We start from the raw sequence: 16,446 nt of genomic DNA, 5'->3' as shown, positions 1-16,446 counted from the left end.
CTAAAAATTAATATACGGTTCTTTGGGTTCGCATCATCTAACTGTTAAGCAAACAAGGATAGTCCAATGAAATTTTTAATATCGTTAATTACCTTAATTATTTTCTCACTATCTGCTCTTGCAGATGAGACACTGCCTGAAAGTGTATTAAAACAAAAGGCTGAAGCATTCATACAAGCAAAAAATGCGAGGCAACAGCCAAACACTACCGTCGAAGACATAGATCATTTCATTTCATTTTTGGCTGATGAATTCATTGATGAACATCTGAAATTTAATGTCACTATGACAAGTAAGGAAGAGCTTCGACAAGGGGTGATTGCGAAGATGAAAGACAAAGTAATATTCAGTGAAATTAAAATTGACCAGATGATGATTGGAAGTAATGTGGTATTCGTCAAATATACGGAACACGCTAAAGTCAAACCAAGCCACATGGATAAGGTCATTGAGTATACAAGTACTAATATAATGTCTTTAGAGTTTGATGATAATGGTCTTATCAAACATATTCGTAGACATCATGCGTAAGTGTTTGCCTAATAAGTTAAATCATCGGAAAACCACTCGATGGCTGCGCCAAAACGCTCGCGTTTTCCGCTGTTTAAAGCGTTAGCTGTACAAGGAGTTACATTGAGCATTTTTAAACAATCAAGCCTATTTACATCGTTTCTAATAGTTTTCGGTTTTGCCTTTCGTTACTACGCGGTCTATAAATCGGATGTTGATATTAATATTTTAGGTGTAGCATTAAGCGTAATAGTTGCTGGTTTAATTGGCGGTGTAGGCTTTTATTTTGGTCAGCTTAAAATACAAGAAACATTACCTGTAAAATACTTAGCATTTTCTGCGTTATTTGTTTTCTTTATGTCACATAATTTAAGTAATTTACTCGGTTTATACCAATTATCATGGTTTGCATATTTAGCAGTTGTTTGTTCTTTAGCTTTTGTAACGGCACTACGTGTACCTAAAATAATTAACAAAGAAAAGCACTGCTAATCGGGTAGCCGGAGGTCTCTAACCTCCAGCCCCCACACTACCCATCATGCGCTTTTCATTAACAGGAAGTGCAATGGGCGGTTCATCTCCCGTAATGAATATTAATCCAAAAATCTCTCAATGACGCTAAACCTTGTGACGCTAGATAGTCATTGCCTAGCGCAATGTTAATTCCTTTTGTTTTTGAGCTTCGACAAGGGCCTTCGCTGCCAAGCGGCTACTTTTTTGGTACTGGTGATACCACATGCTATGGCGAGTCGTTCGCTAACACCCAATTTCATTAAACTGCGTACTGCGCTAGGTAAACTCGCGCCTACGAGTCACTCCCCTAACACCTAGTTAACCTAGCTCCTAAAACCTTTTTGTAATTGGGCTTCGTTACCCTCAACCCAACTACAATCGCTTAATTTAACACCGTGCAAACTTACGGCTTACGCCTAACCACTTACAGCTGCAATCAAAACACCATCGCTTTACCGCGTCCTGACGCTTCTGAGCCGGCATCTAGTTTGCCATCACGTTCGATGATCACATGCATATCACCAAAACGGCGCTCGTCGAGTGTATAACCCATTTTCTCTAGTGCTTTAACAACGTCGGCATCTAAACCTGCATGATGACGGATCACATTTTTAGGCCAAAGTTGATGATGAAAACGCGGGCTATTTACCACTTCATCGGCGCTCATGTTAAATTCAACCGCGTTTAAAATAGATTCATACACCGAGCTTATTATAGTGGTGCCGCCTGGTGAGCCGGTGACCATTTTCACTTTATTGCCTTTGAGTAAGATAGTTGGCGTCATTGAGCTGAGCATACGTTTATGCGGCTGAATTTCATTGGCTTTGCCGCCGAGCGCGCCAAATACATTCATCACCCCTGGTTTGGCACTAAAGTCATCCATTTCATCGTTGAGCAAAAAGCCTGCGCCTGCGACCACTACACCGCTGCCATAACCTAAATTAATGGTGGTGGTATTCGATACTGCATTGCCCCATTTATCAACTATAGAAAAATGCGTGGTTTGTTCGCTTTCATGTAACCCAGGTTTGATGTTTTCAGTCGTCGATATTTTATCGAGTGTGATGCTGCTACTGCGCTGTTTAAGATAATCCATGGCGATTAGTTCGCTCTTTGGCACATCATAAAAGTCTGGATCGCCTAAGTACTCTGCTCTATCAGCAAATACGCGTTTGCCAATTTCTGCTAATAAATGAATATATGCTGTGGAGTTATGCTCAAGCCCTGCTTTGGGTTTTGTCAGCTCGTACATTTTTAACCATTGAATTATTGCAATACCGCCGGAGCTTGGTGGTGGTGATGTAAGTACTTGGTAACCGTTCCAAGCCGCTTTCATGGGAGTACGTGATTTTGCTTGATAGGCTTTTAAATCCGCTTGCGTGATGATGCCGCCATGTTCAGCCATAAAGTCGGCAATGATCTTGGCAGTTTCGCCTTCATAAAAGCCCGCCTTACCTTGCTCGCGAATTCGTTTTAACGTGGCTGCAAGCTCAGGTTGCTTAAAGTTTTGCTTCGCTTTAGCGCTGGCAAAATAATCAGCAAAGTTAATTGTTACGTCTTTTTTAGCCATGCGGGTAATATAACGTTCAATACTGCTGGCTAATTTAGGATGAACAATAAAACCCTGCTCGGCTAACTTTACTGCAGGTTCAACAAGGGTTTTCCAATCAAGTGTGCCGTGTTTTTGATGAGCAAGCCACATGCCAGCCACACTACCGGGTACACCACTGGCGTGAATGCCGTATACCGATTTATTGGCAACCACATTGCCTTTGTCATCCAAGTACATATCGCGATGCGCGGCAGCTGGGGCTGTTTCGCGGTAATCAATAAAATCACCTTGCCCGTCTTTTTGGATCAGCATAAAGCCACCACCGCCAATGTTCCCCGCTTCAGGCAAGGTAACTGCTAATACAAATTGTGCCGCAATGGCTGCATCAACCGCGTTACCACCCTGCTCCAAAATGGCTCTTGCTACGTCACTACTGTAACTATCGGGCATAGCCACAGCGGCTTGGGCTGTTTTGCCACTGGCTGCCAGTACCGGTATGTGTAATTGCATAACAATGACACTAAAAATCAGTAAATGTTTAACACCTGCAAACATATTTAATTCCTTGTTTATTTTATTTCTTAATTATTTTATTACACTCATTAATACACGCTCTGTGAACATGGGTCAAACGACTCTGCGCTTGTTTAGACAAATTTACGATATAACACAGCTGGTAACTCGCCAAACTCGTCGCTATGGGTATAGTGTTCAACAAATTGCATACCCAGCCTTTTCATCACTTTAATCGAACCGTTATTGTCTTTTAGTGCAGTGGCGCTCAGCGCCTTGATATCAGCATTAGCAGTGATCACATCGGCTACGGCTTGCGCGGCTTCACTGGCGTAACCTTTACCCCAACTTGTGCGTTTAAAGCGCCAGCCTATTTCGATATCGCTATAATCAGCGTGCTCTGTAAAAAAGCCCATAGGTCGAATGAGGATCCAGCCGATAAAAGTATCGCTTTCGTTAAGGTTAACTTGCCAAAGCCCCCAGCCCTGTTGTGGATTGCGGTAAGCTTGCATGCGTGGAATAAATACATCTTTAATGGTGTTCATGGTTGTCGTCTTGCCACGAGTAAGGTGCTCCATCACCTGTGGATCGCTATCGAGTTCAAACAGTAGCGCACTGTCATTTTCATCCATTAATTTAAAATTAAGTCGTGCTGTTCGAGTTATATTCATTTTCCAGCCTGTATATTGCTTGTTTTGAGATTGTCATCAATACTGTACCAGAGGAAATATTCCTTGGGGCATAATTATTATACAAGGGAACAAATATGAACAAATTAGCAAGTTTAGTTTTATTAGGCTGTGTAGCGCTAACAGGTTGTGAAGATGCCAAAGAAGTAAAAGAAGATGCAGCAGAAGCCAAAGCTGAAGCTCAACAAGCATTAGGTGATGCATGGGATGAAGTGAAAGAAACCACCAATGAGTTTAAAGGTGAGTCACTTGATGAACTGCTGCAAGAAAGTAAAAAATTGGGTCTTGATATGTACGACGATGGCAAAGAAGTTGCCCTTGATGCCTGGATTGAAAGTAAAGAAGCCGCTGGTGAATTAACAGAGAAAACCAAGCAAAAAGCGCAACAGCTCGTTGACGAATTACAAGCTGCACGTGAAGAGCGTGAAAAAGAAAGTAATAACTAAGCCCTGCACTTCAAACAGCAATTTTATCTAATTAGGCTGCCCTTAAGGCAGCCTACATTCGCAGTATAATTAAAGCAGTTCGACTGATTTAATCAGCATTCAAGTTAAGTAATTCATAACCTGCCAATACATCGCTTAACTCTGCATCAATAGCGCTTTGTCTTAGCTCATGAAATTCTTTGCCAAGGTTGTCTAATAGCTCTGCTATGTTTTTTTCTGCACGCTGCATCGCCGCAAGCCGGCTGGCATTTTCACTGGCCAACGACTCGGCACAGGCGCGATAAAGCGAAATAAATATATATTCGCGGATCAATGCCCGTAATGTCATATCATTACAGCCTAAAATTTCGGGTAATCGTTTTGTCGGCCAAGGGATTTGCGCTAGCTCTCGTTGCCATTTTTGATCAAGTGGCAATAATCGTTGTGATATTGGCTGATACTGGCCGCCCGATTGCATCTGATTATAAAATACATAAACACGGGCAGCGCTTGCATTAGCAAGGTGTGTTTCACTATCAATTTGAATTTGCCCAACCAAGGCGGTGATCTCATTTATGCTAGTGGGCACCGTAAAACTTTTTAGCATAGATAAACCGGCATCAGCGAGTCGTGAGTAGACTCGCTCACCCACCGCCCACACTTGCAGTTGTGTGCTCTGAGATTGCGCGCCTAAATCGGTCAGTGTTTTAATTGCAAAGTCAGCAATATCCTCATTAAACTGCCCAACTAAACCTTGATCGGAGCCAAATACAATAACACTGACTATATTATCGCCCTGTTTATCTGTATTCGATATTGCACCCACGGCAGCTAAATTAAGCTCAACAGCCTGTATCGTAGCGCTTAATCCTAATTCTACCGTTCGATAGTAATCACTTAATGAGCTGACCGATTTTTCGTATTGACTAATACTCGATGCGGCAAGCGCCTTCATCGTCCCCACCACGCCTTTTAAATCGCTGGCACTGTCGATTTTATGACGCAAATTAGCAGCGGTATTACTCATGGTTGTTCAGAGCCTGCAGTGGCGAGTTACTATCATCAATACTCGCCAGCGCTTGTTTTGATAGGGCAATGATATGTTTGTGATCCTCGTCATTTAATGATCCTGAGGTTGCTAATCGCGTTGATAATTCAGCAGGCAAACGATTGATAATACCTAGTAACGCATTTTTTGCTGCGGTCATTTTTGCTAATGCAATGGTATCAAATAGGCCCGAAGTCAAAGCAAGTAATAATATGATTTGTTCAGCAACTGCAAGCGGAGATGATTCTGGCTGGCGTAAACTGGCGCGAATACGGCGACCATGCTCAATTGATTTTGCGGTATCTTGATCTAAACGCGCACCAAAGCGAGCAAATGTTTCTAGCTCTTCAAATTGTGCATAAGTCAATTTTAGGTCGCCCGCTACAGCGCGAAACGCTGCCAGTTGAGCTTTGCCGCCAACACGTGAAACAGATTTACCAACATCAACAGCAGGTAAAACGCCCAATTCAAATAACGATGGGGATAAATATATTTGCCCATCGGTGATCGAAATTAAGTTGGTGGGTATGTAAGCTGAGATATTTTGTGCTTCTGTTTCAATGATAGGCAGTGCAGTAAGTGAGCCACCGCCAAGTGCTTTATTTAATTGGGTGGCGCGCTCAAGTAAACGTGAGTGAATATAAAAAATGTCGCCAGGAAATGCTTCACGCCCAGGTGGACGACGAAGCAGCAACGACAGTTCACGGTATGCGCGCGCATGTTTGGTTAAATCATCAAAAACAATCAGTACATCTTGACCCTGTTGCATATAATATTCCGCGATACTCATCGCTGCATACGGGGCAATGTACTGTAAGCCCGCTGGTTCATTGCCTTCGGTAACCACCACCACAGTATAAGCCATTGCGCCTTGTTCACGTAATGTCGCCACGGCCTTTGCCACACTCGAAGCCCGCTGCCCTATTGCGCAATAAACACAGAGCACATTTTTATCGTGTTGATTGAGAATAGTGTCGATGGCAATCGCGGTTTTTCCGGTCTGTCGATCACCCAGAATAAGCTCCCGTTGCCCTCGTCCTATTGGGATCAAGGCATCAATAACAATCAATCCCGTTTGTAACGGCACAGTTACCGCAGCGCGATCCATTATCGCCGTTGCCGTGCGTTCGATTGGTAAATGCTGCGTGGCTTGTATCGGCAATCCATCATCTAACACCTGGCCAAGAGGATTAATAACGCGCCCCAATAACTCATTACCCACAGCGATATCCATAACGTGACCGCTGCGTCGAACCTCATCACCAGCTTGTAAATGTGCGTAATCGCCCAGTAATACCACGCCTAACTCATCGATATCGACATTGAACACGATACCGCGCACATTACCAGCAAAGATCAGCATCTCTTCAAAACCGGCACTGGGTAGTCCTGATACTTTGGCGATACCGGTTGCAATATTGGTGATTATACCCACCTCATACGATTTCATTTCGGGCGAAAATGCCTTACGAGCTTTTGCTATTAGGGCGAATGAATTGTCGAAAATAGTATCGAGTGCTTCGCTATGAGAGGCTGTTGTTGCTTGACGAATTAAAGCCGAAGATTGGCTGCTATTAGTTGTATTAGTTGCATCACTCATGGTGGTTTTCAATGTTAGTGATGGGTTGGCTCGTACGTACTTTGCCTTTATCTTGCCCTTGGTCAGGCAGCTCATCGTTTGGTTTATTATCACTACTGTGCTTAGTTTTGTTATCGGCTGAACCCTGAACCACCGCTTTGCCATTTTGTTTTAGCAGCACCACAACGTCTTGTTCAAGCGACTGTAGATAGTCAGCAATATTCCAGCCCAATTTTTGGCCATTGGTACTCAATTCGATACCACTGATAAGCTCTGCTGAGGTGGCAAACTCTAAATCAATGTCGGCGCCAAATGTTGCTTTAATCGCTTTATCAATAGCAGCGCGCTCGGTATCTGGCAACTCAAATGCACTCGTTAATAATGGCGGTTTTTTGCTGGTTTTGAGTGCGTTTACTAGCATCGTTTTTGCCGCTGGCTGCAGCTCACTTAATTGCGCTATAAATACCTGAGTGACTTGCTGCTCTAAACTTGCGCTTGCAAGGTCATGTAAAGTTTTGCGGGTGATAGCAAATACTTCATCGCTGGTTTTGCGCCTCAGTATATTGGTCAGATTTTCCGCCTCCGCGGCCATTATTTGTTGATGTTTATCATGTAATGCAGCAACGTCTTGTTGTGCCTGAGCCAGTAACTGCTGTCGTGTTGCATCCGCAGCAGCTTTTGCTTGCTGTAATAACGTGTCACGCTGTTGAGCAAATTGGTTATTTTTATCTTCAAATATAGTTCGCTCAACGCTGGCCTGTTGCTGTTTAGCCGCAGCAGCATCGAGCTCATCGGCAATGCGTTGCTCACGGGCGTCAATAGCATGCAAAATAGGTTGATAAAGATAACGTTTTAACAACCATACCAAGATCAAAAAGTTAACAGCCTGTGCTGCTACAGTGAACCAGTCAATTAACATGGCTTACAACCCTGTGGCTTGCGCGATGGCATAATTCCAAAACGGGTTTGCAAAAAGTAAGATCATCGATACCACAAAACAATAAATCGCTGTGGATTCAACCATCGCCAAACCAACAAATAAGGTGCGCGTGATGGTCGTTGAAGCATCAGGCTGTTGAGCCAAGGCACTCAGTGCAGCAGCAACTGCACGTCCTTCGCCAAGAGCCGGACCGATACACCCAATACTGGTAGTGATGCCCGAAATAATTATTGAGGCGATTGCAATCATTGTCATACTGTCCATGGGTTCTCCAAACTCTTTCATTGTTAAAGTAAGCAAAAATGTAATGTTAAGATTAATTGATGTTCATTATTGTCGCATTCACTTGCTGTCTGATCTGTTATCCGGTTGGCGAGTTTGTGTTGCGGCCGCAATATAGACAGCTGCAAGAATAGTAAAAATATAGGCTTGCACTATGCCAGTTAGTAGCCCTAGTGCCGTCATCACGATAGGGAAAATAAACGGGGTGATGGTCAACAAAATAGCAATAATCATCGCACCACTCATCATGTTGCCAAACAAGCGCACAGCCAATGCCAATGTGCGTGACAATTCACTAATGATATTAAATGGCAACATAATCATGGTCGGCGCCATATAAGATTTGAGATAGTTAACAACGCCCTGCTGTGCAATGCCAAACATTGGCACCGCGATAAATACACTAAGTGCCAGTGCCGCTGTCGTTGATAGTGACGCTGTGGGTGGCTGATAGCCCGGAACAATAGTGAAGATACTGGCACTCACCAAAAATAAAAATAAGCTACCAAGAAAATAGAGGTATTTTTTCGCCTGTTGCAAACCAACTTCTTCTATTTGCGTTGCAATCCCGGTGACTATAATTTCTAAAAAATTTTGCCAGCGCGAACGTTGCAAGTTAGTTGATATATTGCGAGTGATCAGCATAGCGCCAAGGGTCAACAGCAGCATCAGTGCCCATGTAAAAGCAATGGTTGCATTAATTTTCACAAAGCCAAGCTGCCAATAAATCACTACATCGGGACTAAGGTGCATGTTGCGATCCTTCATGTGGATTAAGCTGCTCAATAGCGGCTACTTGCTGTACGGGTGTATCCAATTTAGCTGTCATTTTCGCAACCACGCGGGCTGTGATAAATCGTGCGCAAATAAATCCAAACAAACAGATCAGTAAACGTAGCAATGATGTATTCGCCATTTCATGGCTTATAACTAAGTAAAAGCCTGCGATAGTGACTGTCATACGCACCAGCAAACTGCTTAATAACCACCACGCCGGATGCGCCGAACGGATACTTTTTTGTACCGTCCACCAAAGACCGACGAAAAAAAACCCACCCAGTGCTAAACCTAAGCACCAGATCAGCATTAAGCTCACTGTATCACTCATCATTATGCTCCTTCTCTGCGGTGACTTTGTGCTCTTCACCTATCGCCAGATCTTCTTTTTCTATCCAATGCCATGCATTAAAACAACCAAGTGCCAAACCTGCGACTAACAAGGCGAGTGTCCAAGATCTTTCACTCGGATAATGACCATCAACATAGACTCCGATACTTGCTCCCACTAAGGTAGGTATCGCGACTGACCAGCCAATTAACCCCATCATTCCTAAGCCAAACCACACTCTTTGCTGCGAATGACTGCGCGCTTTTAACTTGCGCATGGCTTTAATGCCGACTTTTGTCGCTAATGTCGGTTTTGCCTTAGTAGCTGTTTTCAACTTACGCTCATTCATATTATTTGCCTTGCTGAGGGCGCTTTACTGTTGTTTAAAACTAACAAACTTATGCAGAAAACCGCTTTCTAACTTTGCCATTACCGCACGCACTTGCAGGGCTTGCTCATTGATAGCGAGAAAGTCTTGCTCTACAGCGGCGCGTAACTTAGTTAAATCGCTATCAACTAGGGCATTACGCACAGACACCAAAACATCGAGTCCTGTTTTCACCAACACACCTTCATCTACGGCCACGAAGATTTCGCCGTCGGCGATAGTTGAGAAAGTCAGAATGCCCGGCGTAAGCACCGCTACACAGTCAAGCCGATGCGGTAATAAGCCGTAGGATCCTTTGCTCGTTTCGACAATAATGTTGCTGATATCGGTTTTATCAATAAAAACCTGCGAGGGTAAAAGCAGTTTAAGATGCATGTTCATTGTCTGCTCCACCCGCTTCGGCGGTATTTTTCACTGTCCTTGCGGTGTCAGTGGTAGTTGATGCCTGTTTATTTGCTGTGCTCTTTCGTTTTGCTTCATCGATATTGCCTATCATATAAAGCGCGCTTTCAGGATAATCTTTAAACTCATCGTTAAGAATACGCTCGCAGCCATCTAACGACTCATCAAGACTAACAAGTTTGCCTTTATGATTGGTAAACTGTTCGGTGGTAAAAAATGGCTGAGTAAGAAAACGCTCCAGCCGACGCGCGCGCCCAACGACGGAACGATCTTCCGGCGACAGTTGCTCTAAGCCAAGCATCGCAATAATATCTTTAAGCTCAGCATACTGAGCCAAAGTACTGCGCACTTTTTGCGCCAGTTGATAATGGCGTTCACCAACAATACCTGGACTGGCCATTTTGGAGTTTGACTGTAAGGGATCAATAGCGGGAAATAGTCCTTCACTGGCACGTTGTCGCGACAATACAATGGACGCAGATAAGTGCGAAAACGTATGTACCGCAGCCGGATCGGTAAAATCATCAGCAGGCACATACACAGCTTGAATAGAGGTAATAGCCCCATTCTTGGTATTCGCAATACGCTCTTCTAGACTGGCCAACTCGGTGCCCATAGTCGGTTGATAACCGAGTCGTGACGGCATTTGTGCCATCAAACCAGAGACTTCAGAGCCCGCCTGAATAAACCGAAAAATATTATCAATTAATAGCAATACATCACGGTGTTCATCATCGCGAAAATACTCAGCCATGGTTAATGCCGCTTGACCAACCCGAAACCGGCTCCCTGGTGGTTCATTCATTTGACCAAACACCATCACCATATTCGGCAGTACACCTGCCGCTTTCATTTCCCGATAAAGCTCTTCACCTTCTCGACAACGCTCACCTATACCGCAAAAAATGCTCACCCCTTTATGCTTGCCTACCATGTTATGGATCATTTCAGTGAGCAGAACGGTTTTACCGACCCCAGCACCGCCAAACAGCCCTGCTTTGCCGCCTTTTTCGAGCGGCACGAGTACATCGATTACTTTAATACCGGTTGTGAAAATTTGCGACTGTGTAGAGCGCTCGCTAAGTGTTGGTGGTGCCCGATGTACCGAGCGCCATTTAATATCTGTTAAACTGCCTTGACGGTCTATCGGTTTACCAAACACATCAAACATCCGCGATAAAATACCGCTGCCAACCGGTGCTAACAACGGGTTACCACTGTCTTTAACTGGCATTCCGCGGGCAAGCCCTTGCGTTGGTGTTAAAGCAATACACCGTACCTGCTTGGCATTGCGTTGCTCTAACACTTCAATAACGACTTGCTCTGTATCACCTAACGCGATATCACTCAGATCTACGGTCAGTATTGAGTGAATACGCGGCAACTTTGTCGCAAAACAGACGTCAATTACACTGCCACGTATTGCTATTATGCTGCCAATATTTAACTTATTATCAGCTGGTTGCAGGACAGATGTGGTCATACTGATGAAGTCCAGCGCCAATCACGAATTTCTGGCATATCGAGGCCATTTTTGTTGATATATTTTTTATGCGCAATTAACTTTTCATGTAATAACTGCTTAAGCTCGATGCCTTTAGCGCCGCTTTGCGGTAATCGTTCGAGTGCATCAATAACTAAGTGAAAACGGTCAATTTCATTTAATACCGTCATATCAAAGGCGGTGGTAATTGTGCCTTCTTCCTTATAGCCGCGAACATGGATATTGTGATGATTAGTGCGACGATAAGTAAGTTGATGGATAAGTGATGGGTAAGCATGAAAAGCAAATATTACTGGCTTGTCGGTGGTAAACAACGCATCAAAATCTTGGCAATTTAATCCATGCGGATGTTCGGTTTCTGGCTGTAAACGCATTAAATCAACCACATTAACCACCCTCACTTTAAGCGTTGGCAAATATTCACGCAAAATTGATACTGCCGCCAATGTTTCGAGTGTAGGCACGTCACCACAACAAGCCATAACCACATCAGGCGTTTGCTCAATGGCATCGTCACTAAGATTGCCAGCCCAATGCCAAATACCAATTCCTTGTGCGCAATGTTTTTCAGCTTCTTCCATTGTTAACCATTGCGGAGCTGGGTGTTTGCCGGCAATCACTACATTGACGTAATGACGGCTGCGTAAACAATGATCCATCACCGACAATAAACAATTCGCATCGGGGGGTAAGTAAACGCGAACAATCTCCGCTTTTTTATTGACGACAACATCGATAAAACCCGGATCTTGATGGGTAAAACCATTATGATCCTGACGCCAAACATGAGATGCCAATAAATAATTAAGCGAGGCAATTTTAGGCCGCCACGACAATGCCGATGATACTTTTAACCATTTTGCATGTTGGTTAAACATAGAATCAATAATATGAATAAACGCTTCGTAACAGTTAAACAAGCCGTGACGGCCAGTCAGCAAGTAACCCTCAAGCCAGCCTTCACATTGGTGTTCACTGAGCATTTCGACCACTCGGCCGCTCGCTGCTAAATATTCATCATTCGCATACGTGGTCACATCCCATTGTCGACGGGTGGTTTCAAACAAGGCAGCCAAACCGTTGGAAATAGTTTCATCGGGACCAAACACCCGAAAGTTTTGCTCTTTATCATTTAACTTAGTGACGTCACGCAGAAATGGCGCAAGCACTCGGGTATCACCCACACCGCGTACACCAGGCGTTGTCACCTCGCAGGCGTAATCTCGGTAATCGGGCATTTTTAAATCTTGTAGTAATAAACCGCCATTAGCATGAGGATTTGCCCCCATACGGCGTTCACCTGTTGGCGCCAACGCGGCTATCTCTGGTAACAAACAACCACATTCATCAAATAGTTCTTGGGGTCGGTAACTACTTAACCAGTCACTTAATAACGCCAAGTGTCCGGGATGATTCACCGGTGCTGAAATTGGCACTTGATGGGCGCGGAAGGTTCCTTCAATTTTATATCCATCGACTTCTTTAGGGCCGGTCCAGCCCTTTGGCGAATTAAGTATGATCATCGGCCACGCCGGACGATTTAAGTCACCCTTTTCACGCGCATTTTGTTGGAATTTTTTAATAAGCTGCACGGCTTCATCAAGGGCTGCTGCCATCGCTTGGTGCATCAGAGTTGGCTCATCACCCTCCACAAAAATAGGTGTCCAACCATAACCACGCATTAACTGCGTTAATTCGTCTTTGGGAATACGGGCAAGGATCGTTGGATTAGCAATTTTATAACCATTGAGATGCAGTATTGGTAATACAGCGCCGTCAGTGGCTGGGCTGAGAAACTTATTACTATGCCAAGCAGTTGCAAGCGGCCCCGTTTCAGCTTCACCATCACCAACCACACAAGCAACAATTAAATCGGGGTTATCAAACGCAGCCCCAAAAGCATGACTTAGAGAATAACCCAACTCGCCACCTTCGTGGATCGAGCCTGGGCATTCTGGTGACGCATGACTAGGGATCCCCCCTGGAAAAGAGAACTGTAAAAACAGCTTTTGTAATCCTGCTTCATCTTGACTGATGTCTGGGTAGATTTCACTGTAGCTTCCTTCAAGGTAGGTATTCGCCAGCACCGCAGGTCCGCCGTGACCAGGACCTGAAACATAAATCATATTTAAATCGTGTTGTTTGATCACCCGATTCAAATGCACATAAATAAAGTTCTGACCTGGCGTTGTTCCCCAATGTCCAAGTAACATAACTTTTATATCACTGAGTTCTAAAGGACGTTTTAACAAAGGGTTGTTGGACAAATAAATTTGACCAACCGACAAATAATTAGTCGCTCGCCAATAAGCATCAATCAGATATAATTGTTCAGATGTCAGTGTTCTACTCTTATCCTTGGCTTGCATCTTTGCTGCTCCAAAGAGCGTTTGTGCGACGCTCATAAAGACATAAGGAGTCTTAAAATTATGCAATTAAAAGACTAACTTTTATTGATTTCTTCCTTCATTTTGACAAATTCTTGTTGCTCTATATCACCACGCGCATACCGTTCATTAAGAATGTCGATCGCCGTTTTATCAGTGTTCGCAACATAACGACGATGTGTGCGATAACTGTAACCCCAATGACTAAAACTCGAAATTAACAAAAACCATATACCGATCCATAAGAACCAACCCCAACCAATATACCAATCGTTCCAATAGCCATGATCCATTTGTATTCTCCTGTTGAATAATCACAATAAGACAACAGTTGCTGCCGCCTTCAATACCATTGTAAAACGAGATAACTTCAAGCTCTGTGCGATAGCGTACTCATCACCATTAATCTTTGCTGCAATAATTTAAGGCTTAAAAGCGTTCCAAGAATAGACCAGATTTTTTGCTCTCTTCGTAGCCTTAGCACTTTCCCTAAATAGATGTATTTAAACTGCATTTACAACAATTTAAAGATAACTAATAGGCATTTAGACTCTATTAAAACAAGCTTGAATACGGCTAAGATTAGCTATTGCCGAGCCAGCCTTTGCGCCTAAAAAATATGAGTAATCCGATAGTGATCATAATAAAAACAGCCCAAATAAGCGGGTAACCCCAACGCCACGTCAACTCCGGCATAAATTGAAAATTCATACCGTAAACTCCGGAAATAAATGTTAATGGGATAAATACCGACGCCATAATAGTCAACATTTTCATGATTTCATTCATCCGATTAGAGATAGCTGACATATACAGATCGGTTAAACCACTTGCGATCTCTCGATACGATTCAACAATTTCAACAATTTGAATGGTGTGTTCATAAACATCGCGTAAATATGGCCGTGTGGTCTCATCAATTCTGCCGCCCTCTTCACGGTATAAGTGGTCAACAACTTCCCGCAGTGGCCAAATAATACGCCGCAGCAATATCAGCTCTCGTTTGATGCAATAAATACGATGCAGCACCGGTGGCGATGGACTTTCTAAGGTCAAAAGCTCAAGATCTTCGAGGATATCGCCGTACTTTTCTAGTACGGGAAAACAATAATCAACGACAGCATCGAGCAAGGTATAGAGCAAATATCCGCTACCATTTTTTCGAATGCGACGATTTTCGTTCTGCAGGTGAGCACGGATCGGTTGCCAAACATCGTCTGGGGCTTCCTGAAAAGAAATGAGTACTTTGTCATACACAAATATACTTACTTGCTCGATATCTGGCACCGAGTTTATTAACGTATCGTCAGAGTTATGTTTGGAAGGCTTGAGCATGCGCAAAACCACAAATAAATGATCATCAAAAAACTCTATGCGGGGCCGTTGCGGAATGTGCAAAACATCTTCTGCAATCAATGTATGAAAGGCAAAATGTTGTTGAAACAAACTAATAATATACGGATGGATTGTGCTGACATTAAACCACCTAACTTTAACCCACTTGGGCATCGGCTTTTTCAGAAACTCATCAAGGTTAGTAATTTCATTGGTTTCGATCCGCGTTGGCGAGTAATCCGTACAAGTAATTGGTACAGCACCGGGGATGGGCGGCTCCAGCGCATCGGCAATATGCTCAATGCCGGGTAATTCTCCTGGCTCAATTTGATGGTTCTGTTTATTGACTGAATTAGTTCGCGATAAATCAAATGTAGAATCAAGTAATGAAGCGACTAGCTGCTCTTTTGCAGCTTGCCCTTTGATGGTTTTTTTAATCCGCTTCATGGTTATGGTGAGCTTGTGCTTTGTTTTACTGCTAAGTCGGATCCCTTGCTCCAATAGCCTTCCCTTGCATAATGCGCGTGCATAGCAATTTCCCAATCACGATCCATTTCAACCAATGGATCATAAGCGGGAGCGCCTTGAATTTCTGCACGAGTGTGATTCACTTTGACGGATGACTCAGCCCATTTCAGATCATTAAACCAATGCGGAGCCACTAAAATATCATGACCTATCCACCAATCGTTGGCTCGCACAATGACATAACGTATGGCAAAGGTGTGCTCATCAATTAATAAACCTCGTATATGCCCTATTTCACCGTCAGAGCCATTAACGACGGATCCTTTGACCTTCTGCCAACTGCGTAAATGCGGATCATTGTGTTGAGAGTTTGTATCTTGTGTGGCTTCAATGGTATTGGGTTGTTGATTAGTCGTGTCGTTTTCTAGCATCCCCGCGACAGGATAAAGACCATTGCCCCATATACCGGTGCCGCCCCAATAAACAGGGTAACTGTAGTAGCTAAAATATTTTATTTCTTGTTGTCTTGAAACCGGCTTATGGGCGCTAATGTCAGGACTATGATCGAGTTGTTTTTGGCTCAAATTCACCGGCATCTTTTTATTGAGCCAATCAGGCGTATTTACCGCGATGGGCGAAACTAGCACTTCGCGTTTGAAAAACCAATTATGGGTGGTAACCACAAGATAACGAATCGCCCAATCTTCATCATCAAAATATAAATCATTGATTTTGCCTAAATCGCCATCGCTTGATTGGATCTTACATGCTTTCAAATCATCTGCACTGTGCAACATAAATTT

General features: G+C 43.6%; 18 protein-coding genes. 3 read left to right on the top strand and 15 right to left on the bottom strand.

Annotation, left to right across the window (positions count from 1 at the left end):
* The first annotated feature begins 66 nt into the window (after window positions 1–66).
* Both ACMVDV_RS01225 and ACMVDV_RS01220 read left to right on the top strand, forming a co-directional pair.
* Window positions 67–531 carry a nuclear transport factor 2 family protein gene (locus ACMVDV_RS01225; RefSeq protein ID WP_416156911.1) on the top strand — a complete coding sequence of 155 codons (465 nt, stop codon included), beginning with the start codon at window positions 67–69 and terminating at the stop codon, window positions 529–531.
* A 102-nt stretch (window positions 532–633) separates the two neighbouring features.
* Window positions 634–1,002 carry a hypothetical protein gene (locus tag ACMVDV_RS01220; RefSeq protein WP_416156910.1) on the top strand — a complete coding sequence of 123 codons (369 nt, stop codon included), beginning with the start codon at window positions 634–636 and terminating at the stop codon, window positions 1,000–1,002.
* A gap of 457 nt (window positions 1,003–1,459) precedes the next feature.
* On the opposite strand, the gene ggt is transcribed toward ACMVDV_RS01220, so the two are convergent.
* A complete protein-coding gene (ggt, locus tag ACMVDV_RS01215; protein ID WP_416156909.1) occupies window positions 1,460–3,130 on the bottom strand; it encodes a gamma-glutamyltransferase in 1,671 nt (556 codons plus the stop codon).
* 92 nt (window positions 3,131–3,222) lie between these two features.
* A complete protein-coding gene (locus ACMVDV_RS01210; RefSeq protein ID WP_416156908.1) occupies window positions 3,223–3,759 on the bottom strand; it encodes a GNAT family N-acetyltransferase in 537 nt (178 codons plus the stop codon).
* Window positions 3,760–3,854: 95 nt separating this feature from the next.
* Here ACMVDV_RS01210 and ACMVDV_RS01205 point away from each other — a divergent pair, with 95 nt between their 5' ends.
* A complete protein-coding gene (locus tag ACMVDV_RS01205) occupies window positions 3,855–4,223 on the top strand; it encodes a hypothetical protein (RefSeq protein WP_416156907.1) in 369 nt (122 codons plus the stop codon).
* A gap of 88 nt (window positions 4,224–4,311) precedes the next feature.
* Here the strand turns inward: ACMVDV_RS01205 and ACMVDV_RS01200 are convergent, their stop codons facing one another.
* The 13 genes from ACMVDV_RS01200 to ACMVDV_RS01140 all read right to left on the bottom strand — a co-directional run bounded on the left by ACMVDV_RS01200 (window position 4,312) and on the right by ACMVDV_RS01140 (window position 16,440).
* Window positions 4,312–5,229: a F0F1 ATP synthase subunit gamma gene (locus ACMVDV_RS01200; RefSeq protein ID WP_416156906.1), complete on the bottom strand. Its 918-nt coding sequence runs from the start codon at window positions 5,227–5,229 to the stop codon at window positions 4,312–4,314.
* Complete coding sequence (locus tag ACMVDV_RS01195) at window positions 5,222–6,850, bottom strand: alternate F1F0 ATPase, F1 subunit alpha (protein WP_416156905.1); 1,629 nt, start codon at window positions 6,848–6,850, stop codon at window positions 5,222–5,224. The genes ACMVDV_RS01200 and ACMVDV_RS01195 overlap by 8 nt, the downstream gene beginning before the upstream one ends.
* A complete protein-coding gene (locus ACMVDV_RS01190) occupies window positions 6,843–7,748 on the bottom strand; it encodes a F0F1 ATP synthase subunit B (RefSeq protein ID WP_416156904.1) in 906 nt (301 codons plus the stop codon). The genes ACMVDV_RS01195 and ACMVDV_RS01190 overlap by 8 nt, the downstream gene beginning before the upstream one ends.
* Before the next feature lie 3 nt (window positions 7,749–7,751).
* A complete protein-coding gene (locus ACMVDV_RS01185) occupies window positions 7,752–8,033 on the bottom strand; it encodes a F0F1 ATP synthase subunit C (protein ID WP_145242870.1) in 282 nt (93 codons plus the stop codon).
* 78 nt (window positions 8,034–8,111) lie between these two features.
* Complete coding sequence (locus ACMVDV_RS01180) at window positions 8,112–8,804, bottom strand: F0F1 ATP synthase subunit A (RefSeq protein WP_304178320.1); 693 nt, start codon at window positions 8,802–8,804, stop codon at window positions 8,112–8,114.
* Window positions 8,794–9,162 carry an ATP synthase subunit I gene (locus ACMVDV_RS01175; protein WP_416156903.1) on the bottom strand — a complete coding sequence of 123 codons (369 nt, stop codon included), beginning with the start codon at window positions 9,160–9,162 and terminating at the stop codon, window positions 8,794–8,796. Before ACMVDV_RS01175 ends, ACMVDV_RS01180 begins: the two co-directional genes overlap by 11 nt.
* Entirely contained in the window at window positions 9,152–9,508 is a 357-nt protein-coding gene (locus ACMVDV_RS01170) for an AtpZ/AtpI family protein (protein ID WP_416156902.1), read from the bottom strand. The genes ACMVDV_RS01175 and ACMVDV_RS01170 overlap by 11 nt, the downstream gene beginning before the upstream one ends.
* A gap of 24 nt (window positions 9,509–9,532) precedes the next feature.
* Window positions 9,533–9,928 carry a F0F1 ATP synthase subunit epsilon gene (locus ACMVDV_RS01165; protein ID WP_416156901.1) on the bottom strand — a complete coding sequence of 132 codons (396 nt, stop codon included), beginning with the start codon at window positions 9,926–9,928 and terminating at the stop codon, window positions 9,533–9,535.
* Entirely contained in the window at window positions 9,912–11,432 is a 1,521-nt protein-coding gene (gene atpD / locus ACMVDV_RS01160) for a F0F1 ATP synthase subunit beta (protein ID WP_416156900.1), read from the bottom strand. Before atpD ends, ACMVDV_RS01165 begins: the two co-directional genes overlap by 17 nt.
* On the bottom strand, window positions 11,429–13,822 hold the full coding sequence (locus ACMVDV_RS01155) for a phosphoketolase (RefSeq protein ID WP_416156899.1): 2,394 nt from the start codon (window positions 13,820–13,822) through the stop codon (window positions 11,429–11,431). The genes atpD and ACMVDV_RS01155 overlap by 4 nt, the downstream gene beginning before the upstream one ends.
* A 74-nt stretch (window positions 13,823–13,896) precedes the next feature.
* On the bottom strand, window positions 13,897–14,133 hold the full coding sequence (locus tag ACMVDV_RS01150; protein ID WP_304178310.1) for an SHOCT domain-containing protein: 237 nt from the start codon (window positions 14,131–14,133) through the stop codon (window positions 13,897–13,899).
* A 289-nt stretch (window positions 14,134–14,422) separates the two neighbouring features.
* Window positions 14,423–15,622 carry a magnesium/cobalt transporter CorA gene (gene corA / locus ACMVDV_RS01145; RefSeq protein ID WP_416156898.1) on the bottom strand — a complete coding sequence of 400 codons (1,200 nt, stop codon included), beginning with the start codon at window positions 15,620–15,622 and terminating at the stop codon, window positions 14,423–14,425.
* Window positions 15,623–15,624: 2 nt separating this feature from the next.
* Window positions 15,625–16,440, bottom strand: a complete 816-nt coding sequence (locus tag ACMVDV_RS01140) for a PRC-barrel domain-containing protein (RefSeq protein ID WP_304178304.1) — start codon at window positions 16,438–16,440, stop codon at window positions 15,625–15,627.
* Window positions 16,441–16,446 lie beyond the last annotated feature (6 nt).

This window comes from Pseudoalteromonas sp. ASV78, from assembly GCF_047806705.1.
GTDB lineage: Bacteria > Pseudomonadota > Gammaproteobacteria > Enterobacterales > Alteromonadaceae > Pseudoalteromonas > Pseudoalteromonas prydzensis_A.
The sequence above is the reverse complement of the archived record's forward strand: the minus strand, read 5'-3'. Positions and strand labels throughout refer to the sequence as shown.